The sequence below is a fragment of the Mycolicibacterium phocaicum genome (assembly GCF_010731115.1).
Taxonomy (GTDB): Bacteria; Actinomycetota; Actinomycetes; order Mycobacteriales; family Mycobacteriaceae; genus Mycobacterium; species Mycobacterium phocaicum.
The window spans coordinates 1,013,131-1,038,948 of the sequence record NZ_AP022616.1 but is presented as its reverse complement, the minus strand read 5'-3'; the positions used below and the strand labels follow the sequence as shown (position 1 = coordinate 1,038,948).

Below are 25,818 nucleotides of genomic sequence, written 5' to 3'. Positions count from 1 at the left end.
CCTGCCTGACGTGGCTGCAGACCCGTCGACCCCGAGCACACCGATGAACAAGGTGGCGTTCGCCAGTTTCATCGGCACCGCGATCGAGTTCTACGACTTCTACATCTACGGGACGGCCGCGGCGCTGATCTTCCCGCAGGTGTTCTTCCCGAACCTGCCGCCCGCCATGGCGACCATCTCGTCGCTGGCGACATTCGCGGTTGCGTTCCTGGCCCGCCCCATCGGCGCGGCGGTCTTCGGGCATTTCGGGGATCGGCTGGGCCGCAAGAAGACTCTCGTGGCGACGCTGCTGATCATGGGGCTGTCCACCGTCGGCGTCGGCCTGGTGCCCAGCTCGGCCACGATCGGCCTGGCAGCGCCGATCATCCTGTTGATCCTGCGGGTGTTCCAGGGTTTCGCCGTCGGCGGGGAATGGGCCGGTTCGGCCCTGCTGAGCGCCGAGTACGCGCCGGTCGGCAAGCGCGGCACCTACGGCATGTTCACTCAGCTGGGCGCCGGCGCCGGCCTGGCCGTCAGCAATCTGGTGGTGCTGATCGCCAACGTGACCATCGGGGAGAAGAGCCCGGTGTTCCTGGACTGGGGCTGGCGGCTGCCGTTCCTCTTCAGCGCGGTGCTGCTGGCCGTGGCGCTCTACGTGCGGCTGACCATCGACGAGACTCCCGTCTTCGTCGCCGAGCAGAAGCGCGGCACGGTGCCTCGCGCGCCGTTCTCGGAGCTGGTGCGCCGGCAGGGCAAGCAGGTACTGCTGGGTGCGGGCTGCATGGTCGGCATCTTCACCATGAGCTTCCTCGGCGGCACCTATCTGATGAGTTACGCCAGCACCCGCATCCACCATCCGCGGACGCTGATCCTGTCGGTCGGCGTCCTGGCCGGGGTGTCGCTCATGGTGTTCTCGGCGATCTCGGCGGTGCTGTGCGACCGGTACGGGCGGCGCCGCGTCATCCTGGTCGGGTTCGGGTTGGCGCTGCCGTGGGCATTCCTCGTCATGCCGCTCATCGACTCCGGCTCGCCGGTCGGGTTCGCGGTGGCGATCGCCGGCATCTTCTGCATCTTCGGGCTCGCCTACGGACCCATCGGCGCGTTCCTGCCTGAGACGTTCGCCACCCGCTACCGCTACACCGGGGCCGGCATGGCCTTCAATCTCGCCGGAATCGTCGGCGGCGCGTTGCCGCCGCTGGTCGCCGGCCCGCTCGTCGCCGCCCTCGGGAGCTGGGCGGTTGGGCTGATGATCGCCGTCTTCGTGCTGGTCAGCATCGTCTGCACGCTGGTGTTGCCCGAAACCCGGGGGACGGAGCTCGACGATACGGCCGGCGACATGCCCGACGAGGACGCCCTGGCGGCCTGCTAAGCTACGCGGCTAGTTAGACGTCCTTTAACGACCCGTCCAGAGAGGCGGAGAAGGAGGTCAGGTACTCGTGGCTGTCACAGGCAACGATGCAACTGGCGTGCCCGGCGGCTCGGACCGGGAACTGTTGTCCGCCGCTGATGTCGGCCGGACCATCTCGCGCATCGCGCACCAGATCATCGAAAAGACCGCGCTCGACGCGGCCGACGCCCCGCGCGTGGTGCTGCTCGGCATCCCGACCCGCGGCGTCACCCTGGCCACCCGGATCGCCGAAAAGGTCAAGGAATTCTCCGGTGTCGAGCTGCCGGCCGGCGCCCTCGACATCACGCTCTACCGCGACGACCTGAACTTCAAACCGCCGCGGGCGCTCGCCTCGACCTCTATTCCGGAGGGCGGCATCGACAACGCGACGGTGATCCTCGTCGACGACGTCCTGTACTCGGGCCGCTCCGTGCGCTCGGCCCTCGACGCGCTGCGCGACATCGGCCGCCCCCGCATGGTGCAGCTGGCGGTCCTCGTCGACCGCGGCCACCGCGAACTGCCCATCCGCGCCGACTACGTCGGCAAGAACGTCCCGACGTCGCGCACCGAGAACGTCAAGGTGCGGCTGTCAGAGACCGACGGCGGAGACGATCACGTCTCCATTGCGCCCTATGGAGGACCCACCCGGTGAAACACCTGTTGTCCGCCTCGGACCTGAGCCGCGACGCGGCGACGGCCATTCTCGATGACGCCGACAAGTTCCGCGAAGCGCTGCTGGGCCGCGACGTCAAGAAGCTCCCGACGCTGCGTGGCCGCACCGTCATCACGATGTTCTACGAGAACTCCACCCGCACGCGGGTGTCGTTCGAGGTGGCCGGTAAGTGGATGAGCGCCGACGTCATCAACGTCAGCGCCTCCGGTTCGTCGGTGGCCAAGGGCGAGTCGCTGCGGGACACCGCGCTGACCCTGCGCGCCGCGGGCGCCGATGCGCTGATCATCCGGCACCCGGCTTCCGGTGCGGCACAACAACTTGCGGCGTGGACCCGCGACGAACACGGCGGGCCGTCGGTGATCAACGCGGGTGACGGCACCCACGAGCACCCGACGCAGGCCCTGCTCGACGCGCTGACCATTCGCCAGCGCCTGGGCGGCCTCGAGGGCCGGCGCGTGGTGATCGTCGGCGACATCCTGCACAGCCGGGTGGCGCGCTCCAACGTCTCGCTGCTGTCGACGCTGGGCGCCGAGGTCGTGCTGGTGGCGCCGCCGACACTACTGCCGGTCGGGGTCGGGGACTGGCCGGTGACGGTCTCGCACGACCTGGACGCCGAACTGCCGGCCGCCGACGCGGTACTGATGCTGCGGGTGCAGGCCGAGCGGATGAACGGCGCCTTCTTCCCGTCGGCGCGCGAGTACTCGGTGCGCTACGGGCTGTCCGAGAAGCGCCTGGCCGGCTTGAGCGAGGACACGGTGGTGCTGCACCCCGGTCCGATGCTGCGCGGCATGGAGATCGCCTCGTCGGTCGCCGATTCGTCGCAATCAGCTGTACTGCAACAGGTTTCGAATGGGGTGCATGTTCGTATGGCGGTGCTGTTCCAGCTTCTCGTGGGTGCCGGACCTGAAGGGGTGGGGGTGATCTCATGACGGTTCTCATTCGCGGGGTCCGGCTGTACGGCGAGGGTGATCCGGTCGATGTGTTGATCGCCGACGGGCAGATCGCCGAAATCGGTAGCGGTCTGACGGCCGACGAGGTCATCGACGCCGCCGGCCAGATCATGCTGCCCGGCTTCGTCGACCTGCACACGCACCTGCGTGAGCCCGGCCGCGAGTACGCCGAGGACATCGAAACCGGTTCGGCGGCAGCCGCACTCGGTGGTTACACCGCGGTGTTCGCGATGGCCAACACCGATCCGGTCGCCGACACCGTGGTGGTCACCGACCACGTCTGGCACCGCGGGCAGCAGGTCGGCCTGGTCGACGTGCATCCGGTCGGCGCCGTCACCGTCGGGCTCGACGGCAAGCAGCTCACCGAGATGGGCCTGATGGCCGCCGGTGCCGGTCAGGTCCGGATGTTCTCCGACGACGGCATCTGCGTCGACGATCCGCTGGTGATGCGCCGGGCGCTGGAATATGCTGCGGGACTTGGTGTTCTGATCGCCCAGCATGCCGAGGAACCGCGCCTGACCGTGGGCGCCGTCGCGCATGAGGGCCCGAACGCCGCCCGGCTGGGACTGGCCGGCTGGCCGCGCTCGGCGGAAGAGTCGATCGTCGCCCGCGACGCGATCCTGGCCCGCGACGCCGGTGCCCGCGTGCACATCTGCCACGCCTCCACGGCGGGCACCGTCGAATTGATCAAATGGGCCAAGGCCCAGGGCATCTCGATCACCGCCGAGGTCACGCCGCACCACCTGCTGCTCGACGACAGCCGGCTCGCGGACTACGACGGCCGCAACCGCGTCAACCCGCCGCTGCGCGAGGCCAGCGACGCCGAGGCACTGCGGCAGGCCCTCGCCGACGGGGTGATCGACTGCGTCGCAACCGATCACGCCCCGCACGCCGAGCACGAGAAGATGTGCGAATTCGCCCACGCCCGGCCCGGCATGCTGGGCCTGCAGACCGCGCTGTCGGTCGTCGTGGAGACCATGGTGGCGCCCGGATTGCTCAGCTGGCGCGACGTCGCCCGCGTGATGAGCGAGGCGCCGGCCGCCATCGTCGGTCTGCCCGACCAGGGCCGTCCGCTCGCGGTCGGCGAACCCGCCAACCTGACCGTGGTGGACCCCGAGGCGACCTGGACGGTGCAGGGCACCGGACTGGCCAGTCGCTCGGACAACACGCCGTACGAGTCGATGACGCTGCCCGCCACCGTCACCCTGACGATGCTGCGCGGCAAGGTCACCGCGCGGGACGGAGTCAGCCCCGCATGAACACCGGGACGCTGATCACCTACCTGGTACTGGCCGCCGTCGTGGTGGTGCTGGCCGGGTTCGCGATCCGGCAGATGCTCAAGGGCTGGATGCACAGGGTGCAGCGGCAGGCCGGCGCCGTCGGACTGCTCCCGGCGCTGCCCGACACCGTGGGGCCGGCGATCGTCTCGGCCACCAAGGGCTTGTACGTCGGCAGCACCCTGGCACCGAGCTGGCAGGACCGAATTGCGGTGGGCTCCCTCGGATTTCGCAGCAAGGCCGTGATGACGCGGTATCCCGAGGGCATCATGCTGCAGCTCACGGGCGGCAGCCCGATCTGGATTCCCGACGAATCCATCACCGCGATCCGCACCGAGCGGGCCATCGCCGGCAAGGTGCTCACGTACGACGGGATTCTCGCCATCCGGTGGCGGCTGCCGTCGGGCACCGAGATCGATACCGGATTCCGCAGCGACGACCGTCGCGAACTGGCCAAATGGGTTGAGGAGGACAGTAAGTGACGAGCGATCAGACCGCCGTACTGGTGCTGGAGGACGGCCGGGTGTTCACCGGCACGCCGTTCGGCGCCGTGGGCGAGACCCTGGGTGAGGCAGTGTTCTCCACCGGCATGTCCGGCTACCAGGAGACGCTGACCGACCCGAGCTACCACCGGCAGATCGTGGTGGCCACCGCCCCGCAGATCGGCAACACCGGCTGGAACGGCGAGGACAACGAAAGCCGCGACGACAAGATCTGGGTTGCCGGCTACGTCGTGCGCGACCCGTCGCCGCGCGCTTCCAACTGGCGCGCCACCGGCACCCTCGACGACGAACTGGTGCGCCAGGGCATCGTCGGTGTCGCGGGCGTCGACACCCGCGCCATCGTGCGGCACCTGCGCAACTTCGGGTCGATGAAGGCCGGCGTCTTCTCCGGTCCGGCCCTGGCCGACATCGACACGCTGGTGGACCGCGTCCGCAACCAGCCGTCGATGCTGGGCGCCGACCTGGCCGGCGAGGTCAGCACCGGCGACCGGTACGTCGTCGAACCCGTTGGCGCGGAGCGCTTCTCCATCGCGGCCATCGACCTCGGGATCAAGACCAACACCCCGCGGAACTTCGCCGCCCGCGGCATCCGCAGCCACGTGCTGCCGTCGGCGGTGACGTTCGACGAGATCGCCGCCCTCAAGGTCGACGGGGTGTTCCTGTCCAACGGCCCGGGCGACCCGGCCACGGCCGACCACATGGTCGAGGTCACCCAGCAGGTGCTTGCAGCCGGAATCCCGTTGTTCGGCATCTGCTTCGGCAACCAGATTCTGGGCCGCGCGCTCGGTCGCTCGACCTACAAGATGACCTTCGGGCACCGCGGCATCAACATCCCGGTCGTTGAGCAGGCCACCGGCCGCATCGCGATCACCGCACAGAACCACGGTTTCGCGCTGGAAGGCGAAGCCGGGGAAGAGTTCGACACCCCGTTCGGCCGCGCCGTGGTCAGCCACACCTGCGCCAACGACGGTGTGGTGGAAGGTGTTTCGCTGCTCGACGGGCGCGCCTTCTCGGTGCAGTACCACCCGGAGGCCGCGGCCGGTCCGCACGACGCCGAGTACCTGTTCGACAAGTTCGCCAACCTGATGGCAGGGGAGGGCAAGTAATGCCACGCCGCACAGACCTCAACCACGTCCTGGTGATCGGCTCCGGCCCGATCGTCATCGGCCAGGCCTGCGAATTCGACTATTCGGGCACCCAGGCCTGCCGCGTGCTGCGCGCCGAGGGCCTGCAGGTCAGCCTGGTCAACTCGAACCCGGCCACGATCATGACCGACCCGGAGTACGCCGACAACACCTATGTCGAGCCGATCACCCCGGCGTTCGTCGAGAAGGTGATCGCGCAACAAGCCGAGCGCGGCAACAAGATCGACGCCGTGCTGGCCACCCTGGGCGGGCAGACGGCGCTGAACACCGCCGTCGCGCTGCACGAGAACGGCGTCCTCGAGAAGTACGACGTCGAGATGATCGGCGCCGATTTCGATGCCATCCAACGCGGCGAGGACCGGCAGAAGTTCAAGGACATCGTCGCCAAGGTCGGTGGTGAATCGGCGCGGTCCCGCGTCTGCCACACCATGGACGAGGTGCGCGACACCGTCGCCGAGCTGGGACTGCCTGTCGTCGTCCGCCCCTCTTTCACGATGGGCGGCCTGGGCTCGGGCATGGCGTACACGAAGGAAGACGTCGAGCGGATGGCCGGCGACGGACTGTCCGCATCGCCGACGGCCAACGTGCTGATCGAGGAATCGATCTACGGCTGGAAGGAATACGAGCTCGAGCTGATGCGCGACCACCGCGACAACGTCGTGGTGGTCTGCTCGATCGAGAACTTCGACCCGATGGGTGTGCACACCGGCGACTCGGTGACCGTCGCGCCCGCGATGACCCTGACCGACCGCGAATACCAGAAGCTGCGTGACCTGGGCATCGCGATCCTGCGCGAGGTCGGCGTCGACACCGGTGGTTGCAACATCCAGTTCGCCATCAACCCGGCCGACGGTCGCCTCATCGTCATCGAGATGAACCCGCGCGTGTCCCGCTCGAGCGCATTGGCTTCCAAGGCAACGGGTTTCCCGATCGCCAAGATCGCCGCCAAGCTGGCCATCGGCTACACGCTCGACGAGATCGTCAACGACATCACCAAGGAGACCCCGGCCTGTTTCGAGCCGACCCTTGACTACGTCGTGGTCAAGGCGCCGCGGTTCGCGTTCGAGAAGTTCCCCGGCGCCGACCAGACGCTGACCACCACCATGAAGTCTGTCGGCGAGGCGATGTCGTTGGGCCGCAACTTCATCGAGGCGCTCGGCAAGGTGATGCGGTCGCTCGAGACCAAGCGCACCGGATTCTGGACCGGGGACGATCCCGACAAGACGCTCGATGAGCTGCTGACCGGGCTGCGTACCGCGACCGACGGCCGGCTCTACGACATCGAACAGGCACTGCGCCTTGGTGGTTCGGTCGAGGCCGTGGCCGAGGCGTCCGGTGTGGACCCGTGGTTCGTCGACCAGATCGCCACCCTGGTGGCCCTGCGCGGCGAACTCGTCGACGCCCCCGTGCTCGACGAGCGCCTGCTGCGCCGCGCCAAGCACAGCGGTCTGTCCGACCGCCAGATCGCCGCGCTGCGGCCGGAACTGGCGGGCGAGGTCGGGGTGCGCGCACTGCGCGAGCGGCTCGGCATCCGTCCGGTGTACAAGACCGTCGACACCTGCGCGGCCGAGTTCGACGCCAAGACGCCGTACCACTACAGCAGCTACGAGCTGGACCCCGCGGCCGAGACCGAGGTGGCGCCGCAGACCGAGAAGCCCAAGGTGCTGATCCTGGGCTCGGGCCCGAACCGCATCGGGCAGGGCATCGAGTTCGACTACAGCTGTGTGCACGCGGCAACCACGTTGAGCCAGGCCGGTTTCGAGACCGTCATGGTCAACTGCAACCCGGAGACGGTCTCGACCGACTACGACACCGCCGACCGGCTGTACTTCGAGCCGCTCACCTTCGAGGACGTGCTCGAGGTGTACCACGCCGAGCAGGCCTCCGGGGCCGGTGGTCCGGGCGTGGTCGGCGTGATCGTGCAGCTCGGTGGCCAGACCCCGCTGGGTCTGGCGGACCGGCTCGAGAAGGCCGGGGTGCCCGTCGTCGGCACCAGCCCCAAGGCCATCGACCTCGCCGAGGACCGTGGCGAATTCGGTGAGGTGCTGCGCGCCGCCGGCCTGCCGGCGCCGCGCTTCGGCACCGCAACGAGTTTCGAGCAGGCCCGCCGGATCGCCTCCGACATCGGCTACCCGGTGCTGGTGCGCCCGTCGTACGTCCTGGGCGGCCGCGGCATGGAGATCGTCTACGACGAGCAGACCCTGCAGGGCTACATCGAGCGGGCCACCGAGCTCTCGCCCGAACACCCCGTGCTGGTCGACCGGTTCCTGGAAGACGCCATCGAGATCGACGTCGACGCGCTGTGCGACGGTACCGAGGTGTACATCGGCGGCGTGATGGAGCACATCGAGGAAGCCGGCATCCACTCCGGCGACTCGGCCTGTGCGCTGCCGCCGGTCACGTTGGGCCGCACAGACATCGCCGCCGTGCGCAAGGCCACCGAGGCCATCGCCCACGGCATCGGCGTGGTCGGTCTGCTCAACGTGCAGTACGCGCTCAAGGACGACGTGCTCTACGTGCTGGAGGCCAACCCGCGCGCCAGCCGCACGGTGCCCTTCGTCTCGAAGGCCACCGCGGTACCGCTGGCCAAGGCGTGCGCCCGGGTCATGCTGGGCGCCACCATCGCCGAGCTGCGGGCCGAGTGCATCCTGGCCGCCGAGGGCGACGGCGCGAGCGTCGCGCCCAACGCGCCGATCGCGGTGAAGGAAGCCGTCCTGCCGTTCCACCGGTTCCGCAAAGCCGATGGCTCGCAGGTGGATTCGCTGCTCGGGCCGGAGATGAAGTCGACCGGTGAGGTCATGGGCATCGACAGCGATTTCGGTACCGCCTTCGCCAAGAGCCAGACCGCGGCCTACGGCTCGCTGCCCTCGGGCGGCACGGTGTTCGTGTCGGTGGCCAACCGCGACAAGCGTTCGCTGGTGTTCCCGGTCAAGCGTCTGGCCGATCTCGGCTTCCGGGTGCTGGCCACCGAGGGCACCGCGGAGATGTTGCGCCGCAACGGCATTCCGTGCGAGGTCGTCCGCAAGAACTTCGAGGAGCCCAGCCCGGACCGCCCGGCGATGTCCGCGGTCGACGCCATCAAGGCCGGCGAGGTCGACATGGTGATCAACACGCCGTACGGCAACTCGGGTCCGCGCATCGACGGCTACGAGATTCGTTCGGCCGCGGTGTCGGCCAGCATCCCGTGCGTGACGACGGTGCAGGGCGCCTCGGCCGCGGTGCAGGGCATCGAGGCCGGTATCCGCGGTGACATCGGCGTGCGGTCGCTGCAGGAACTGCACAGCCAGTTGGCCGAGAAGTGAGTTTCGGCTCGCGGGTTCGGGCCGCCATGGCACAGCGGGGTCCGCTGTGCCTGGGCATCGACCCGCACCCCGAGCTCTTGACCGCCTGGGGGCTGCCGGTGTCCGCCGACGGCGTGGCGAAGTTCAGCGACATCTGCGTCGAGGCATTCGCGGGCTTCGCGATCGTCAAGCCGCAGGTCGCGTTCTTCGAGGCGTACGGGTCGGCGGGCTTCGTCGTGCTGGAACGGACCATCGCGCGGCTGCGGGAGGCCGGTGTGCTGGTGCTGGCCGACGCCAAGCGCGGTGACATCGGCTCGACCATGGCCGCCTATGCGCAGGCGTGGGCGGGGGAGTCGCCGCTGGCCGCCGATGCGGTGACGGCCTCGCCGTACCTGGGCTTCGGCTCGCTGCAGCCGCTGCTCGACGTCGCGGCCGCGCATGGCCGCGGCGTGTTCGTCCTGGCCGCCACATCGAATCCGGAGGGCGCGTCCGTGCAGCGCGCGCTGACCGGCGAGCGGACCGTCGCGCAGACGATCGTCGACGATGTCGCCGCGGCGAACGCCGCGGGTGACGGTTCGGTGGGTGTCGTCGTCGGCGCCACCCTGACCGAGGTGCCGGATCTGTCGCAGCTCGGGGGGCCGGTGCTGCTGCCCGGGGTCGGCGCGCAAGGCGGCCGACCGGACGCGCTGGCCGGGCTCGGCGGCGCCCGGCCGGGCACCTTGCTGCCCGCGGTGTCGCGGGAGGTGCTGCGGGCCGGGCCGGACGTCGCGGCCGTGCGCGCCGCGGGGGAGAAGCTCCGCGACGCCGTCGCCTATCTGGCCTGACGCCTGCGGCGCCACCAGAGCACCGCGACCAGTACCCCGGCGCCGAGCCCGGCGCCGATCAGTGCCAGGCCCGAGACATCGCCGTGGTTACGCGTCAGGTAGATCACCTGCGCGTAGTCGGAATCGGTTGCGGCCCGCGTGAATACGTAGTCGCCGTCGATGCGCTGCGGCTCGCCGAGGTAATTCGTCCAGCGGGTCAGATAGTGGCCGCGGTACGACGTGAGCGCCGGTGCGTCGACGCGTCCGGCGTACTGCAGCGTCGCCGCGTTACCGGGCACGGGCAACGCACTGGGATCCATCCGGTGGTCGGCCAGCACGTACAGATCGACACGCTGCGGTGCCTTCGCCGACCGGGACAGCCGCATCGGATAGACGGCGGTGTCCGAGGCGAACGACAGCCGCAGTGGCTGCAGGGTTCCCGACAGTGTCGCGCCGGCGGCATCCGGAGCGAGCTGGATCGCGACGATCTCCCAGCGCGCCGCGACGTATGGCGCCAGGTTGGTATCGAGCCCGTCGGGGTGGGGGAAGCCTTTGGCCGTCAACCAGTGCGCCAGGGCCGCGGGGTCGTCGCCGGCCAGGCGCGTGACGTCGAACGGCCCGATCCGCCGGCTGCCCAGCACGTTGACGCCGCCGGGGCGCGTGCCGGCCGCTTCGAGCGCACCCTGCGCGCCGATTCCCAGCCAGCCGAAGGTCGGCCACCAGCTGTCCCGGTATTCGATCCGGGGTGCAGTGCGGCGCGCCAGCTCGTCGAACACTGCGTCATCGCCCAGCGTGACCTGCGCGGCCGACGGCACGGGCATCACCCAGGCGGCCCGATCCGAGGCGCCGCTGACCCCGAACGACATCAGGATGTCCTCGGTGCTGCCGTCCCAGGCGATCAGTGCACGTTCGTCGACGACAGTCGCGCCAGGATGGTCCGGGATGTAGGCGCCGCAACCGCACGCCCAGGCCGGCGCTGCGATGTTCGCCGTCAGCGTGGCGAACAGCAGCATCAGGACGCACAGCGACCGGTACGCGACAGCCATCGGCATGAACGTACCGGCCGGGCACCTATGTCACAGCGGAATCCAGATGGGCCCCAGCCAGAAGCCCCACGCGCTGAAGCGTGGCTCGAACACCGGGTTCACCCACTGGCCGTTGTAGTCGAACGGCTGGTGGTCGAAGCGGCCGTCATCGATACCGCGGTGGTACCAATCGCGGCCACGGTCATCGCGCCAGCCGTCGCGGTCCTGGTGCCAGTCGACGCCGCGCTGCCAGCCGCCGCGGTCGTCGCGGTGGTCGTTGTGCGGCCCCCAGCACGGTGCACCCGGCCCGCACCACGGGTCGGCACTCGCCGTCGCCAGTCCGACGCCGAAGAGTCCGGCGGCGCCGATGCCGGCCGCCACCGTGGTCGCGGTCAATGCCTGCTTGATCTTCATACCGCTGACGCTATGGCGGTTCGATGGGCGTGCACTTAGCTGTACTTAGGTGTTTGCTGTGCATGGCGGTACAGCCGGGAACATGTTGTGCGGCAGCGAGTTTGGGATGCAGTCCCGGAGACGACGAGACGGCCCGCCACATCGTGGCGGGCCGTCTCGTTCCGGGAACGACTAGCGGGCGTCGATCACAGCGGAATCCAGATCGGGCCGAGCCAGAAGCCCCACGCGTTGTGGCCGTTGTCCCAGACCGGGTTCACCCACTGGCCGTTGTAGTCGAACGGCTGGTGGTCGAAGCGGGCATCGTCGATGCCGCGGTGCTGCCAGTCGCGGCCCTGGTTGTCGTGCCAGTTGTCGTCACGGCCGACGGGGGCCGCCGGGCCGCGGTTGTCACCTGGGCCGCGGTTGTCGCCCGGCCCCCGGTTGTCGTGCTGGCCGCACGGCGCGTTCGGGGGGCACCCCGGGTCGGCATTGGCGCCGGCCAGGCCGACTCCGAACAGTCCAGCGACGCCGATGCCGGCTGCCAGGGTGGATGCGGTCAACGCTCGCTTGAAGTTCATCGCTGCGAAGTCCTCCTCGTGATGGGTTTTGCATGTGGTGGGCGTATCGCCGTCGCACTGGAATTGAAGTTAGGTGCGCCTAATGTGCGCGAACTTTGGTGTCGTTAGGTGTGTGCTGTGCGTGTCGCAACGGTTCGGTCACCGAGCGCTGATCGTTGCCTGTGTGGAACCTGGCTCGTATGGAAGGCATTGGCCGGGAAACGGTTTCATCACCAACCGGTCTCCGGGGCGAGGTGTCGGGGGTCGGCTACGTCGGTGAGACGGGAACAGGCCGAGTTTGCGGAGTCTGCGCAGCGGCGCGCGGCCGCGGCGCGCCGGCCGCGTTGCGGGGTACTGAACCAGTCCTCGGGCCGGCGAAACCGCCTCGATTTGGGTGGTCCGACCGCCCAAATCCGCCGACGGCCGCGTCGGCGGTGCACCGACCCGTTCGGCCCCACACCGACACGCCCGACACGCCGTGACCTGCGAAAATTTTCCTGATGAACCCCGGCCGGCGGCCCGAAAATGCGCGCGGCCGCGCCGCGGCGGATCGGCCGTCCTCCCACTGAGTGCTCAAAACCCTTGATACGCAGGCAGATCTGTGGCTGTAGTGCCCCGCGACGGGCCTTGTGGAGCTTGCACTTCGCGGCCACCCGGAGCCGCCGTTCGCACTACACGCTGGGCTTTTAGCTTCGTTACCCGGGGGGTGGGGTTAGCGCTTGTCGGGAAGCGTGGGTACGGTCGTCGTCGCTGGCTGGTTCACCCCAGCCGTGACAGAAATTATTTGACGGAGATACGGAGGAACCCCGTGGCCCTTCCCCAGTTGACCGACGAACAGCGCGCGGCAGCGTTGGAGAAGGCTGCTGCCGCACGTCGAGCACGTGCCGAGTTGAAAGACCGGCTCAAGCGCGGCGGCACCAACCTCAAGCAGGTCCTGACGGACGCCGAGACCGATGAGGTCCTCGGCAAGATGAAGGTTTCCGCTCTGCTGGAAGCCCTGCCCAAGGTCGGCAAGGTCAAGGCGCAGGAGATCATGACCGAGCTGGAGATCGCTCCGACCCGCCGTCTGCGCGGCCTGGGCGACCGTCAGCGCAAGGCCCTGCTGGAAAAGTTCGACTTTTCCTGATCTGACGCAAGACTGACGAGCAGTAGGGGCCGGACGGCGATGAACCGTGTTGTTGTGCTGTCCGGCCCCTCTGCCGTGGGCAAATCCACGGTCGTGCGCTGCCTGCGAGAGCGGGTGCCCGACCTGCATTTCAGTGTTTCCGCCACGACGCGTGCACCGCGTCCGGGCGAGGTCGACGGTGTCGACTACACATTCGTCTCGGCTGACGAGTTCCAGCGCCTCATCGATGACGGTGAGCTGCTGGAATGGGCCGAAATTCATGGGGGACTGCAGCGCTCGGGCACGCCCGCCCGCCCGGTCCGGGACGCCATCGCCGCTGGTCGGCCGGTTTTGATCGAGGTCGATCTGGCCGGGGCCCGGGCCGTCAAACAGGCCATGCCCGAGGTGTTGACGGTGTTCCTCGCGCCGCCCAGCTGGGAGGCGCTCGAGAGCCGTCTCATCGGCCGCGGCACCGAGAGCGCCGAGGTACAGGCCCGCCGCCTGGACACCGCGCGGGCCGAACTGGCCGCTCAGGACAGTTTCGATGTGACTGTTGTCAACAGTCAGTTGGAATCCGCCTGTGCAGAATTGGTATCCTTGCTGGTGGGCCGCTGAGCGGTCTGCGCTTCAAGCCACCTCAAAGCACAGATATCGCTGATAGCAGCGCCGTACTGAGCCATCAACACAGCCGAACGCCGGGAGAATCCTTCGTGAGCACCACTGTCGAGAGCATCGACTCCGACGCCGCCATCGCCTACGACACGCCGCTGGGTATCACCAACCCGCCGATCGACGAGCTGCTCGATCGCGTGTCGAGCAAGTACGCGCTGGTCATCTACGCCGCGAAGCGGGCGCGCCAGATCAACGACTACTACAACCAGCTCGGTGACGGCATCCTCGAGTACGTCGGCCCCCTGGTCGAGCCGGGCCTGCAGGAGAAGCCGCTGTCGATCGCCATGCGCGAGATCCACGGCGACCTGCTCGAGCACACCGAGGGCGAGTAAGGCCGCGTAGGCGCCGAACATGGCCGACCGCAAACGCATCGTCGTCGGAGTCGCCGGAGGCATCGCCGCCTACAAGGCGTGCACCCTGGTTCGTCAACTGAGCGAGGCCGGGCATTCGGTCCGCGTGGTGCCGACCGAGTCGGCGCTCAAGTTCGTCGGCGCCGCCACTTTTGAAGCACTGTCCGGCAATCCCGTCCACACGGGCGTGTTCGAGGACGTCTCCGAGGTGCCCCACGTCCGGTTCGGCCAGCAGGCCGACCTGGTCGTGGTCGCACCGGCCACCGCCGACCTGATGGCACGGGCGGTGGCGGGGCGCGGCGACGATCTGTTGACCGCCACGCTGCTCACCGCGCGCTGTCCGGTGCTGTTCGCCCCGGCGATGCACACCGAGATGTGGATGCACCCGGCCACCGTCGACAACGTCGCGACATTGCGGCGTCGGGGTGTCGTCGTGCTGGACCCGGCCTCCGGGCGCCTCACCGGCGCCGACAGCGGTGCCGGACGGCTGCCCGAGGCCGAAGAGATCACCACGTTCGCCCAGCTGCTCCTGGAGCGCGGCGACGCGCTGCCCCGCGATCTGGCCGGGGTCAAGGTCGTCGTCACCGCCGGCGGCACCCGCGAGGCCATCGATCCGGTCCGCTTCATCGGCAACCGCAGTTCCGGCAAGCAGGGCTACGCCGTGGCGCGCGTGATGGCCCAGCGCGGCGCCGAGGTCACCCTGATCGCCGGCAACACCGTGGGCCTGGCCGACCCGGCGGGCGTCGACGTCGTGCACATCAGTTCGGCGGCTCAGCTGCGCGATGCGGTGTTCAAGTACGTGTCCGACGCGCATGTCCTCGTGATGGCCGCCGCGGTCGCCGATTTCCGTCCCACCGAGGTAGCGACCACCAAGATCAAAAAGACGCACGGCCCCGGCGAAGCCGACGGAGCCCCCGTCATCGAACTGACCCGGACCGACGACATCCTGGCCGGCGCGGTGCGCGCTCGTACCGACGGTCAGTTGCCGGCGCTCCGCGCCATCGTGGGTTTCGCCGCCGAGACCGGTGACGCCAACGGCGACGTCCTGTTCCACGCCCGGGCCAAACTGCAGCGCAAGGGCTGTGACCTGCTGGTTGTCAACGCGGTGGGCAATGGCAAGGCCTTCGAGGTCGACGTCAACGACGGCTGGCTGCTGGCCGCCGACGGCACCGAGTCAGCGCTGGAGCACGGGTCCAAGACCTTGATGGCCAGTCGCATCGCCGATGCGACGGCGGCCTTCCTGCGTGGCAAGGACGAATGAACGTAGCCTGAACCGCGCCGCGGGACGGGTTTGCTGCGCAGGGGTACACGACAGTCGGTAGCCGGGCGCGGATATTATGCGCCGGACTAAAGTTTTGGAAGGGATTTGCGACGTGAGTGAAGGTCGGCTGTTTACCAGCGAGTCAGTGACCGAAGGACATCCGGACAAGATCTGCGACGCCATCAGCGATTCGGTGCTGGACGCGCTCCTCGCGCAGGATCCCAAGTCGCGGGTCGCGGTGGAGACCCTCGTGACGACGGGTCAGGTCCATGTCGTGGGCGAGGTGACCACCAGCGCCAAGGAAGCGTTTGCCGACATCCCGCTGATCGTCCGTGACCGGATCCGTCAGATCGGTTACGACCACTCCGACAAGGGCTTCGACTACGCCACCTGCGGCGTCAACATCGGCATCGGCGCACAGTCTCCGGACATCGCCGCGGGCGTCGACACTGCGCACGAGGCGCGTGTCGAGGGCGCCGGCGACCCGCTCGACGCCCAGGGCGCCGGCGATCAGGGCCTGATGTTCGGTTACGCCATCAACGACACCCCGGAGCTGATGCCGCTGCCGATCGCGCTGGCGCACCGGCTGTCGCGGCGCCTCACCGAGGTCCGCAAGAACAACACCGTCGACTACCTGCGGCCCGACGGCAAGACCCAGGTCACCATCGAGTACCGCGACAACGTCCCCGTCCGCCTGGACACCGTGGTCCTGTCCACCCAGCACGCCGAGGGCGTCGATCTCGACAAGACGCTGGCCCCGGACATCCGCCGCCACGTCGTCGAGACCGTGCTGGCCGACCTGGGCCACGACACCATGGACACCTCCGACTTCCGGCTGCTGGTCAACCCGACCGGCAACTTCGTCGTCGGTGGCCCGATGGGTGACGCCGGCCTGACCGGCCGCAAGATCATCGTCGACACCTACGGCGGCTGGGCCCGCCACGGCGGCGGCGCCTTCTCCGGCAAGGACCCGTCAAAGGTGGACCGCTCGGCGGCGTACGCGATGCGCTGGGTGGCCAAGAACGTCGTTGCGGCCGGCCTGGCCGACCGCGTCGAGGTCCAGGTCGCCTACGCCATCGGCAAGGCCGCCCCGGTGGGTCTGTTCGTCGAGACCTTCGGCACCGAGCACTTCGACCCGGCCCGCATCGAGAAGGCCATCACCTCGGTCTTCGACCTGCGCCCCGGCGCCATCATCCGCGACCTCGACCTGCTGCGGCCGATCTACGCGCCGACCGCCGCGTACGGCCACTTCGGCCGCACCGACATCGAGCTCCCCTGGGAGCAGTTGGACAAGGTCGACGACCTGAAGGCCTCGGTCTAGTTTTTCTGCGCGATGGCCCCGCACCGTCTGGTGCGGGGCCATCTGCGTCTGGTCAGGCGACGGGTGCCGGTTCCAGCCGACGGCTTCGGTACAGGGCGAGGGCCACCAGCAGGCTGATCGCCGTGAGCGACACCCAGACCAGTTCCGGCCGGCCGGCGTGACGCGCCGTCTCCATCAGCGCGCCCGTGGCGAGATTTCCCACCAGGATGCCGATGCCGACGATGGTGTTGTAGAAGCCGTAGTACGTCGCGACCAGCCGGTCGCCGGCCAGCGACACCACGGTGTCCATCTCGAACGGGTAGACCGCGGCCGAGCCGACGGCCAGCAGCGCGGCCGTCAGCAGCAGCGCGGCCACCGCGGCAGGCTGTCCCCACCGGTCGTCGGGCACCACGATGAGCGGGACGAACGCCGCCGCGAGGACCAGCACGCCGATGGTCAGTGACTGGGCGCGGCCGTAGCGTGCCGTGAACCAGGCCGTGACGCGGATTTGGCCGCCGATCGCCACCAGCCCCGACACCGCGAAAACCGCTGCCACGATGGCCGATTCATGGTGCGGCGCGAGCATTCCGGCGTGCAGCGGCAACGCCAGGTACACCTGGAACGTCACCACGTAGGTGCCCACCATCGACAGGGCGAACAACAGGAACGGGCGGTTGGCCAGCACGGTGCGCCAGTCGTGCAGGACCGAGACACGTTCGGCGACAGCATGATCGGCGTGGTCTTTGGGCAGCGCGAAGAGCTGCGCGATGGTCAGCACCGCGAACACCACAGCCGCCATCCCTGCCGTCACCCGGAAGTCCAGCGCCATCAGGGCCAGCCCCACCAGCGGGCCGGCGAGGATGCCGCCCTGGTAGAAGACATTGAACACCGTGAACGCCGCCACCCGGCGCTCGCCGGCATCCGCGGCCAGGTAGGCCCGCACCGCCGGGTTGAACAGTGCGCCCGCGAAACCGGTTGCCGCCGAGGCGATCAGCAGCGCCGGCAGGGACTGTGCGACGGCAAGCAGGCCGAACGCGGCGGTGCGCAACAGACAGCCCGCCACGATCAGCGGCTTGTAGCCGAGCCGGTCGGCCAACGTCCCACCGACGATGAACATGCCCTGCTGCGAGAAGTTCCGCACCCCGAGCACCAGGCCGACGGCCCAGCCGGCCAGGCCGAGCGGGCCGGCCAGATACCCGGCCAGGTACGGCATCAGCATGTAGAAGCCGAGGTTGATGCCGAACTGGTTGAGCATCAGCACCCGGCTGGGCCAGCCGAAGCTGCGGAACTGCGTCAGCACCTCCATCAGAGCGTCGCAGCTTCGGGCCTGCGCACCGTGGTGCAGCGGGTCCACGAATCCACCACGCGCTCAGTGTGGTCCGCGATCACCGCGGGCTCGGCGGGCGGCTCGATGCCGAGGAGGTTGTGCCGGCGGCAGTAGTCGTCGTTGTAGACGGTGTCGAAATACCGTTGCGGCCCATCGGGAAAGATCGCGGCGATCGTGGTGTCCGCGTCGTGGTGTCGGGCCGCCCAGCCGGCGACCAACGCCACCGCGCCGCCGCTCCAGCCGCTGCTGGCGTAGCTCGTCGAGGCCAGTGCCCGGCACGCCCACACCGCTTCGGCGGGTGCCACCCAGTGCACTTCCGAGAACGCGGCGTAGTCGACGTTGTCGGGGTAGATGCTCGACCCCAGGCCACGCATCAGCCGGCTCTGCGCGGGCTGGCCGAAGATCGTCGACCCGATGGTGTCGACGCCGATCAACTTCAGGTCGGGATTGAACTCGCGCAGCACTTTCGCCACCCCGGCCGAGTGCCCGCCGGTGCCGACAGAGCACACCAGGATGTCGACGGAACCCAGCTGCGACTGCAGTTCGAGCGCGAGGTCGCGGTACGCGTCGACGTTGTCGGGGTTGTTGTACTGGTCGGGGTACCAGGCGGTGGGATCGGAAGCCAGGATCTGGGCCACCCGGTCGCGGCGGGCCTGCTGCCAGCCGCCGGTCGGATGCGGCTCGGTGACCAGGTCGATGTCGGCGCCGTACGCGGCCAGCATGCGCAGCATCATCGGTTCCATACCCGGATCGGTCACCAGCGTGACCGGATGCCCGTACACCGTGCCGGCCAGGGCCAGACCGAGCCCGAGTGTGCCGCTGGTGGATTCGACGATGCGCGCACCGGGCAGCAGGTCGCCGCGGGCGCGGCCGCGCTCGACCATGTACATGGCGGGCCGGTCTTTCATGCCGCCCGGGTTGACGCCTTCGAGCTTGGCCCAGAAGCCACGGTCGTCGGTGGTGAACGGGGCGGCGATGCGGAGCACCGGCGTGCCGCCGACCATGGTGCCCGGCCGGTCGTAGCGGGCCAGCCGGCACGGCCCCGACGCCGGTCGAGAGGGTTTCCTGGGCAGGGTGAGGTTGGACGAATTGTTCATGGGTGCATCACTTTTCGCTTGGGCCGCGGCGCGGCAGCGGGATCGGACAGCGAACACCGATCAGCCACGAACCGTGGCCGACCTGAGCTGACCGATCAGCGTCGGGAGATGCAGAGCCGGGTCAGGACCGCCCGGCCGGTAATGATCGTGGCCGCGCGCCGGGGCGGACCACGACTGGTGACCGTCCGCAGCGCGCACCAGCACGCCGTGGCGACACACAGCGCCACGGCCAGGCCGAGAGCCAGGAGCGTGGTGGCGGACCGGGGGAGACCCGCGGTGGCGAACAGCTCAGGAGCCGGCAGGATCGAGCCGTCGCGCGCGTGCGGGTGTTCGGGGGTCACCGACGGCAGCGTGTGTCCGGGGGCGACGAGCATGGGGGCGGCGTGCGCGTGCGCGGTGGCAACGGGCTTGGCGCCCAGCTGGATTCCCAGGCCGATCCCGAGCAGCGCGACGAGCAGCACTGCCGCTGTCCGCCATCGCATCGGCCGGGAAGTCACCTCCGCGACTGTACCGACGATTCAGCGCCCATAGCCGTGCCGATGCCAACGCATGCGGAAAAGTTACCGGGTTCAAAGAACTTTCATATCCGCGGCGGCAGGAATGTCAGGCACTGAACTCGTAGTCGTCGAGGTCGAAACGGCGGCTGCGGACGTAGGCCTCCACCGTGGTGGCGGGCCGCAGCGGCACGTCACCGTTCTTGTCGAAGTAGTAGCTGTTGGCCGACTGGCAACTGTCCTGCCAGAACACCTGGCGGTGACGCTTGCGCATCATCTCGTCGAAGTAGCGGTCGTTGGCCTCCTGCGAGACCTCCACCCGGTGGGCGCCGAGCTTTTCCGCGCGCTGCAGGCACCGCACGATGTGGTGAGTCTGCGCTTCGATCAGCGCGAAGTACGACGAACCGACGTAGCCGTACGGGCCCATGACGGTGAAGAAGTTCGGGAAACCGGGGATGCTGACGCCCTCGTAGGCTTGCAGCCGCTGCTTCTCCCAGAACTCGCCGAGGGTGTGTCCGCCGGCGCCGGTGACGGGGAACGTCGGCACGCTGTCGACGTCCATCACCTTGAATCCGGTGGCCAGGATCAGCACATCCACCTCGTGCTCCTGACCGTCGGCGGTGCGTACCCCCGTCGGCGTGATGCGCTCGATGGATTCGGTTACCAGGCTGACGTTTTCGCGGTTGTAGGTCGCGAGGTAGGTGTTGTGGAAGCCCGGTCGTTTACAGCCCACGGCGTAGCGCGGCGTGAGCTTGTCGCGCACCACGGGGTCGTGCACCTCGCGCCGCAGGAACGACCGGCCCATCCGGGCCGCACCGTCGGCCAACGGGAACACGCTGTAGTACTGCGCCGACAGCGGGAAGGTCAGCTCGACGTAGGCCTGGCTGGCCAGCCGCTGCAGCGTCTTGCCGCCGGGGACCCGCATCGCCCACCGGGCCGCCGCGGGCAGCGGGAGGTCCAGCTTGGGGAAGCACCAGATCGGCGTCCGCTGAAATACCGTGAGGTGCTCCACGACCGGTGCGATCTCGGGGATCACCTGCACCGCCGAGGCGCCGGTGCCGATGATCGCGACCCGCTTGCCACGCAGGTCGATGCTGCTGTCCCAGCGCGCGGTGTGCAGCGTGATGCCGGCGAAGTCCTCGACGCCGTCGATGTCCGGTGGCTTGGGCACGGTCAGGACGCCGCTGCCGTTGATGAGGAACCGCGCGGTGATGGTGCCGCCGCTGGTGTGTACGCGCCACAGGTCGGCGTCGTCGTCGTACTCGGCACCGGTTACCTCGGCGCCGAACCGGATCCGGTCCCGCAATCCGTACTTGTCGACGCAGTGCTCGGCGTAGGCCTTGAGCTCGTGGCCCTTGGCGTAGGTGCGCGACCAGTCGGCGCTCTGCTCGAATGAGAACTGATAGGAGAACGACGGAATATCCACGGCGACACCGGGGTAGGTGTTCCAGAACCAGGTACCGCCGGGACCGGAGCCGGCCTCGAGGATCCGGTAGTCGCCGAGCCCGGCGCGGTCCAGCAGGATGCCGGCCCCGATCCCGGAGAAGCCGGCGCCGACGATCACCGTTTGGACATCAGGCGTTGTCATGGGTCCATACTTGCGCAAACTCAGGCGTAGAGGGCGGCTTTCAGGGCCGCAAGACCACGGTTGGTGGCCTCGGTCGCCACCGGAGAGGCCAGAGCCAGGCTGACGAAGCCGTGCACCATGGTCGGCTCGTTGCTCAACTCGACCGGAACACCGGCCGCGGCAAGCAGTTTGGCGTAGTGCGCGCCGTCGTCACGAAGCGGGTCGTGCTCGGCGGTCCCGATGTAGGCCGGCGGCAAACCCTCGAGCGACTCGGCGTTCGCCGGGGCCAGATCGGTCGGCAGCGTCGAGGCGTCGGTGAGGTCCATGCCGGGCAGGTACCAGGCCAGGAAGGCCGCCGTCACATTGCTGTTGAGCATGGGGGCGTCGGCGTTCTCGGTGAACGACGGCAGCGTGACGTCACCGGTGGCGACCGGATACCAGAGCAGCTGGAACTTCAGTGCGGGGCCACCCGCGTCGCGCGCCCGCAGCGCCATCACCGCGGAGATGTTGCCGCCGGCGGAGTCACCCGCGACCGCGAGACGCGTCGGGTCGCCGCCGAGCTCGGCGGCGTGCGCGCCGACCCACTGCAGCGCGGCCCAGGAATCCTCGATGGCGGCCGGGAACGGGTGCTCGGGCGCCAGCCGGTACTCGACCGACACCACGATGGCGCGGGCGCCGACGGCGTGGGCGCGGGCCACATGGTCGTGCGAATCCAGGTCACCGATGGCCCAGCCGCCGCCGTGGTAGAAGACCACGACCGGCAGTGGACGGGTCTCGCCGTCGATGGGCGGCCAGTAGATGCGGGCCGGAATCTGGCCTGCCGCACCGCAATCGAGCACGCGGTTCTCGATCCGCAGATCCGGCAGCATCGCGGCGGGCGGTCGCACCGCGGCGAGCTTGGCCCGCGCCACCTCGACACCGTCGTCGATCGTGAACTCCAGCGGCACGGCGTCCAGGAGGGCTTTGAGGATGGGGTCGATGGCGGGCCGGGTGTCCGGCGTCACATCTGAAGTCATGCCTCAGGCTAGCGCGGCCCGCAGCGCCACCAGCGCCTTGTCGGCCGCCTCGGTCGTCGCCGGCACGACGCCGTAGTAACCGAGGTAACCGTGTACCAGCGTCTCGGCGTTGTGCACCTCGACGGAAACCCCGGCCGCGGTGAGCATCTCGCCGTAACGGATGCCGTCGTCGCGCAGTGGGTCGTATCCGGCGACGGCGATGTACGCCGGTGCCAGCCCGGCCAGCGACTCGGCGCGCGCCGGGACGAGCGTGGGCGGCGGGTTCCGCAGGTCGACGCCCGTGGCGTACAGCAACGAGAAGCCGCCGACGGCGTCGCGGCCCAGGACCGGGGCGTCGGCGTTCTCGGCGAACGACGGCAGCGACGTGTCCCAGGTGGTCGCGGGGTACCACAGCAGCTGGGCGCGCAGCGTGATGCCGGCGTCGCGGGCCAGCTGCGCGACCGCCGCGGCCAGGTTGCCGCCGGCCGAATCACCGGCCACGGCAAGACGATTCGGGTCGCCGCCGATCTCGTCGGCGTGGGCGGCCACCCACTGCGTGACGGCCCAGACGTCGTCGACCGCGGCGGGGAACGGGTGCTCGGGGGCGAGTCGGTAATCCACCGACACCACCACGGCGCCGGTCCCCGCGGCATGCAGGCGGGCGGTGCCGTCATAGGTGTCCAGATCACCGACCACCCAGCCGCCGCCGTGGAAGAACAGCACGACCGGCGCCGACGGTTCGACGTCGGTGGGCCAGTAGACGCGGACCGGCACGCCGTCGATGACGCGGTCCTCGGCGCGGACCTCAGGGAAGACGGGCTTGCGGGGCAGCTCGCGGAACCGGGCCCGCGCGGCTTCGACGCCGCCGTCCATGGTCAATTGGAACGGAACCGCTTCCAGTACCTTTTGCAGAATGGGATCGAGCGGGGGACGCGCAGTGTCCGACATGAGTTCACCGTACGCAGTGCGTCGGTGGCTGTGGATAGCGGCCGCCGTCGTCGCCGCCGGCTACGGCATCTTCCTCATCGTGACGGCCTTGCGGCTGCCCTCGGGCGCCGACCTGACCGGCCAGTTCGCGCTACAGCCCGAGATCAAGGCACTGCCCGCGCTGCTGCTGGCGGTGGCCGCCGCCGGACATCCGATCGTCCGTGAACGCAACTGGCTGGTGGCGGCGCTGGTGTTCTCGGCGGGCGGGGACTTCCTGCTGGCCGTGCCGGGCTGGCCCATGGGTTTCGTGTTCGGACTCGGCTCGTTCCTGATCGCGCACCTGTGTTTCCTGGCCGCCCTGCTGCCGTTGGCCCGTCGCACCCCGGCGGCCACCGCCGGCGCGGCGATCCTCATCGTCATCTGCGTCGGGCTCATCATCTGGTTCTGGCCCAGCCTGGTCGCCCAGCAGATGACCATCCCCGTCACCGTGTACATGGCGGTCCTGGTGGCCATGGTGTGCACGGCGCTGTTCGCCGACCTGCCGACCCGCTGGACCGCGCTCGGCGCGCTGTGCTTCGCGGTGAGTGACGGCATGATCGGCATCAGCAAGTTCGTGCTCGGTGACGAGAGGCTGGCGGTCCCGATCTGGTGGGCGTACGCCGCCTCGTTGCTCCTGATCACCGCCGGCTTCTTCGCAGGCCGGACGGTGTCGCACGTGTCGGCCGTGTCTGCTACACCGACTGCGTGACCGCGACCAGACAGCAGGCCGAGCACGAGCCCGTGGCTCGGGTGCTGCCCATGCTGTCGGTGCCGCACCTGGACCGCGAGTTCGACTACCTCGTGCCGGCCGAGCTGTCCGACGACGCCCAGCCGGGCGTCCGTGCCAAGGTGCGGTTCAACGGCCGATTGGTCGACGCCTTCATCCTCGAAAGACGTTCTGACACCGACCATTCCGGCAAGCTCGGCTGGCTGGACCGCGTGGTGTCGGCCGAGCGGGTCCTGACCCCCGATGTGCAGCGTCTCGCCGAGGCGGTGGCGGCCCGGTACGCCGGCAGCCGGCCCGACGTGCTGCGGCTGGCCATTCCGCCCCGGCACGCGACCGTGGAGAAACAACCGCCGCCCGAACTGCCGCCGCTCGTGCCGCGGGACGTCGACGCCGGCGCCTGGCAGCAGTACGGCCGCGGCGAGCAGTTCCTGGAGGCGCTCGCCGAGGGCCGGGCCGCGCGCGCGGTGTGGCAGGCGCTGCCGGGGGAGGACTGGGCCCGGCGGCTCTGCGAGGCGGCGGCCGTCGTCGTCAACGCCGGCCGTGGGGCACTGCTGATCGTGCCGGATCAGCGCGACGTCGACGCCGTCCACGCCGCGGCGCTGACGCTCGTCGACGAGTCCCGGGTGGTGGCGCTGTCGGCCGGTCTCGGCCCGTCGCAGCGCTACCGGCGCTGGCTGTCGGTGCTGCGCGGCCAGGCGCGCCTCGTGATCGGTACCCGCAGCGCGGTTTTCGCACCCGTCGCCGACCTGGGATTCATCGTCGTGTGGGACGACGGCGACGACTCGCTGGCGGAACCCCGCGCGCCGTATCCGCACGCCCGCGAGGTCGCGATGCTGCGGGCGCACCAATTGCGTTGCGGCGCAATCATCGGGGGCTTCGCGCGCACTGCCGAGGCGCAGGCGCTGGTGCGCGGCAAGTGGGCGCACGACCTGGTGGCCGGCCGCAGCGTGGTGCGCGCCAGGGCGCCGCGGGTCATCGCGCTCGACGACGACGCCCACACCCACGAACGCGACGCCGCGGCCCGTACCGCGCGGTTGCCGTCGATGGCGCTGGGGGCGGCGCGGGCCGCGCTGAGCGCCGGCCGGCCGGTGCTGGTCCAGGTGCCGCGCCGCGGCTACGTTCCCGCACTGGCCTGCGGCAAATGCCGGACCATCGCCCGGTGCCGGCACTGCACCGGGCCGCTGTCGCTGCCCGACCGCGACACCGTCGGCGCGGTGTGCCGGTGGTGCGGCCGCCAGGACATCACGCTGCGCTGCGGCCGGTGCGGCTCGGACGCGGTACGCGCCGTGGTGGTCGGGGCCAGGCGCACCGCCGAGGAGCTGGGCCGGGCCTTCCCGGGCGTGCCCGTCGTCACCTCCGGCGGTGACGCCGTGGTGACCGAGGTACCCGCCCGGCCTGCGGTCGTCGTGGCGACTCCCGGCGCCGAACCGCGTGCCGACGGCGGCTACGGTGCGGCGCTGTTGCTGGACGGCTGGGCGCTGCTGGGCCGTCAGGATCTGCGCGCGGCCGAGGACACGCTGCGCCGGTGGCTGTCGGCATCGGCCATGGTGCTCGACCGCGCGGCCGGGGGCACGGTCGCGGTGGTGGCGGAGTCGTCGATCCCGACGGTGCAGGCGCTGGTGCGCTGGGACCCGGTCGGGCACGCGGAGGCCGAGCTCGACGGCCGTGCCGAGGTCGGGCTGCCGCCCGCTGTGCATCTGGCGGCCGTCGACGGGGTGCCCGAGGCGGCGGACGCGCTGCTGGAGGCGGCCGCCCTGCCGCCCGATGCCGAGGTGCTGGGCCCGGTCGATCTGCCGTTCGGCGCCCGCCGTCCGCCCGGTGTGGACCCGGGCGTTCCCGTGCACCGGATGCTGGTGCGGGTCTCGCGCGATCGTGGGCTGGTGTTGGCGGCGGCGCTGCGACGGGCGACCGGCGTGCTCAGCGCCCGCCACGATCAGGAGCCGGTGCGGGTGCAGATCGATCCGCTGCACATCGGATGAGAAGG

General features: G+C 69.6%; 24 protein-coding genes. 15 read left to right on the top strand and 9 right to left on the bottom strand.

All coding sequences use genetic code 11. The features are described from left to right. Window position 1: 1 nt before the first annotated feature. The 8 genes from G6N46_RS04990 (at window position 2) to pyrF (ending at window position 10,019) form a co-directional block, all read left to right on the top strand. Complete coding sequence (locus G6N46_RS04990) at window positions 2-1,348, top strand: MFS transporter (protein WP_197746742.1); 1,347 nt, start codon at window positions 2-4, stop codon at window positions 1,346-1,348. Between the two features lie 67 nt (window positions 1,349-1,415). Next, the gene (gene pyrR, locus G6N46_RS04985; RefSeq protein WP_407665079.1) at window positions 1,416-2,018 is read left to right on the top strand and encodes a bifunctional pyr operon transcriptional regulator/uracil phosphoribosyltransferase PyrR; all 603 of its coding nucleotides are present in this window, start codon (window positions 1,416-1,418) and stop codon (window positions 2,016-2,018) included. Further along, window positions 2,015-2,968 (top strand): aspartate carbamoyltransferase catalytic subunit, encoded by a 954-nt coding sequence (locus tag G6N46_RS04980; protein ID WP_133426673.1) that lies wholly within the window; start codon window positions 2,015-2,017, stop codon window positions 2,966-2,968. Before pyrR ends, G6N46_RS04980 begins: the two co-directional genes overlap by 4 nt. Continuing rightward, entirely contained in the window at window positions 2,965-4,248 is a 1,284-nt protein-coding gene (locus tag G6N46_RS04975; protein ID WP_138249129.1) for a dihydroorotase, read from the top strand. The genes G6N46_RS04980 and G6N46_RS04975 overlap by 4 nt, the downstream gene beginning before the upstream one ends. Then, complete coding sequence (locus tag G6N46_RS04970) at window positions 4,245-4,748, top strand: PH-like domain-containing protein (protein WP_061006663.1); 504 nt, start codon at window positions 4,245-4,247, stop codon at window positions 4,746-4,748. The genes G6N46_RS04975 and G6N46_RS04970 overlap by 4 nt, the downstream gene beginning before the upstream one ends. Beyond that, window positions 4,745-5,875: a glutamine-hydrolyzing carbamoyl-phosphate synthase small subunit gene (gene carA / locus G6N46_RS04965; RefSeq protein ID WP_135356405.1), complete on the top strand. Its 1,131-nt coding sequence runs from the start codon at window positions 4,745-4,747 to the stop codon at window positions 5,873-5,875. Before G6N46_RS04970 ends, carA begins: the two co-directional genes overlap by 4 nt. After that, window positions 5,875-9,216: a carbamoyl-phosphate synthase large subunit gene (gene carB, locus G6N46_RS04960; protein WP_138249130.1), complete on the top strand. Its 3,342-nt coding sequence runs from the start codon at window positions 5,875-5,877 to the stop codon at window positions 9,214-9,216. Before carA ends, carB begins: the two co-directional genes overlap by 1 nt. Continuing rightward, window positions 9,213-10,019, top strand: a complete 807-nt coding sequence (gene pyrF / locus G6N46_RS04955; protein ID WP_138249131.1) for an orotidine-5'-phosphate decarboxylase — start codon at window positions 9,213-9,215, stop codon at window positions 10,017-10,019. The genes carB and pyrF overlap by 4 nt, the downstream gene beginning before the upstream one ends. Here the strand turns inward: pyrF and G6N46_RS04950 are convergent. The 3 genes from G6N46_RS04950 to G6N46_RS04940 form a co-directional block, all read right to left on the bottom strand. Then, on the bottom strand, window positions 10,007-11,044 hold the full coding sequence (locus tag G6N46_RS04950; RefSeq protein WP_234880635.1) for a DUF2330 domain-containing protein: 1,038 nt from the start codon (window positions 11,042-11,044) through the stop codon (window positions 10,007-10,009). The two genes, pyrF and G6N46_RS04950, sit on opposite strands and share 13 nt — an antisense overlap. 30 nt (window positions 11,045-11,074) lie before the next feature. Continuing rightward, window positions 11,075-11,437 (bottom strand): hypothetical protein, encoded by a 363-nt coding sequence (locus G6N46_RS04945; RefSeq protein WP_138249133.1) that lies wholly within the window; start codon window positions 11,435-11,437, stop codon window positions 11,075-11,077. A gap of 185 nt (window positions 11,438-11,622) precedes the next feature. Further along, a complete protein-coding gene (locus tag G6N46_RS04940; protein ID WP_138249134.1) occupies window positions 11,623-11,994 on the bottom strand; it encodes a hypothetical protein in 372 nt (123 codons plus the stop codon). A gap of 787 nt (window positions 11,995-12,781) precedes the next feature. Here G6N46_RS04940 and mihF point away from each other — a divergent pair. The 5 genes from mihF to metK all read left to right on the top strand — a co-directional run bounded on the left by mihF (window position 12,782) and on the right by metK (window position 16,682). Further along, window positions 12,782-13,099, top strand: coding sequence for an integration host factor, actinobacterial type (gene mihF / locus G6N46_RS04935; protein WP_011894593.1), 318 nt, complete (start codon window positions 12,782-12,784; stop codon window positions 13,097-13,099). 39 nt (window positions 13,100-13,138) lie between these two features. Then, window positions 13,139-13,693 (top strand): guanylate kinase, encoded by a 555-nt coding sequence (gene gmk, locus G6N46_RS04930; RefSeq protein WP_138249135.1) that lies wholly within the window; start codon window positions 13,139-13,141, stop codon window positions 13,691-13,693. Window positions 13,694-13,788: 95 nt separating this feature from the next. Beyond that, window positions 13,789-14,082, top strand: coding sequence for a DNA-directed RNA polymerase subunit omega (rpoZ, locus tag G6N46_RS04925; RefSeq protein WP_020101623.1), 294 nt, complete (start codon window positions 13,789-13,791; stop codon window positions 14,080-14,082). Between the two features lie 19 nt (window positions 14,083-14,101). Continuing rightward, window positions 14,102-15,361, top strand: coding sequence for a bifunctional phosphopantothenoylcysteine decarboxylase/phosphopantothenate--cysteine ligase CoaBC (gene coaBC / locus G6N46_RS04920; protein ID WP_138249136.1), 1,260 nt, complete (start codon window positions 14,102-14,104; stop codon window positions 15,359-15,361). Window positions 15,362-15,473: 112 nt separating this feature from the next. Further along, entirely contained in the window at window positions 15,474-16,682 is a 1,209-nt protein-coding gene (metK, locus tag G6N46_RS04915) for a methionine adenosyltransferase (RefSeq protein ID WP_061006655.1), read from the top strand. A gap of 52 nt (window positions 16,683-16,734) precedes the next feature. Here metK and G6N46_RS04910 read toward each other — a convergent pair whose 3' ends face one another. The 6 genes from G6N46_RS04910 to G6N46_RS04885 form a co-directional block, all read right to left on the bottom strand. Further along, entirely contained in the window at window positions 16,735-17,967 is a 1,233-nt protein-coding gene (locus G6N46_RS04910; RefSeq protein WP_174814110.1) for an MFS transporter, read from the bottom strand. Beyond that, on the bottom strand, window positions 17,967-19,085 hold the full coding sequence (locus G6N46_RS04905; RefSeq protein WP_407665078.1) for a PLP-dependent cysteine synthase family protein: 1,119 nt from the start codon (window positions 19,083-19,085) through the stop codon (window positions 17,967-17,969). The genes G6N46_RS04910 and G6N46_RS04905 overlap by 1 nt, the downstream gene beginning before the upstream one ends. A gap of 95 nt (window positions 19,086-19,180) precedes the next feature. Continuing rightward, window positions 19,181-19,582 carry a putative copper homeostasis (lipo)protein LpqS gene (lpqS, locus tag G6N46_RS04900; protein WP_138249137.1) on the bottom strand — a complete coding sequence of 134 codons (402 nt, stop codon included), beginning with the start codon at window positions 19,580-19,582 and terminating at the stop codon, window positions 19,181-19,183. A 106-nt stretch (window positions 19,583-19,688) separates the two neighbouring features. Then, the gene (locus G6N46_RS04895) at window positions 19,689-21,167 is read right to left on the bottom strand and encodes a flavin-containing monooxygenase (RefSeq protein WP_138249138.1); all 1,479 of its coding nucleotides are present in this window, start codon (window positions 21,165-21,167) and stop codon (window positions 19,689-19,691) included. Window positions 21,168-21,187: 20 nt separating this feature from the next. Next, window positions 21,188-22,162, bottom strand: a complete 975-nt coding sequence (locus G6N46_RS04890; RefSeq protein WP_138249139.1) for an alpha/beta hydrolase — start codon at window positions 22,160-22,162, stop codon at window positions 21,188-21,190. A 3-nt stretch (window positions 22,163-22,165) separates the two neighbouring features. Next, window positions 22,166-23,089 carry an alpha/beta hydrolase gene (locus G6N46_RS04885; protein ID WP_138249140.1) on the bottom strand — a complete coding sequence of 308 codons (924 nt, stop codon included), beginning with the start codon at window positions 23,087-23,089 and terminating at the stop codon, window positions 22,166-22,168. Between G6N46_RS04885 and G6N46_RS04880 the strand changes: the two genes are divergently transcribed. Both G6N46_RS04880 and G6N46_RS04875 read left to right on the top strand, forming a co-directional pair. Next, complete coding sequence (locus G6N46_RS04880) at window positions 23,088-23,816, top strand: lysoplasmalogenase (protein ID WP_174814018.1); 729 nt, start codon at window positions 23,088-23,090, stop codon at window positions 23,814-23,816. The genes G6N46_RS04885 and G6N46_RS04880 overlap by 2 nt on opposite strands. Next, window positions 23,813-25,813 (top strand): primosomal protein N', encoded by a 2,001-nt coding sequence (locus G6N46_RS04875; protein WP_138249142.1) that lies wholly within the window; start codon window positions 23,813-23,815, stop codon window positions 25,811-25,813. The genes G6N46_RS04880 and G6N46_RS04875 overlap by 4 nt, the downstream gene beginning before the upstream one ends. Window positions 25,814-25,818: the final 5 nt, after the last annotated feature.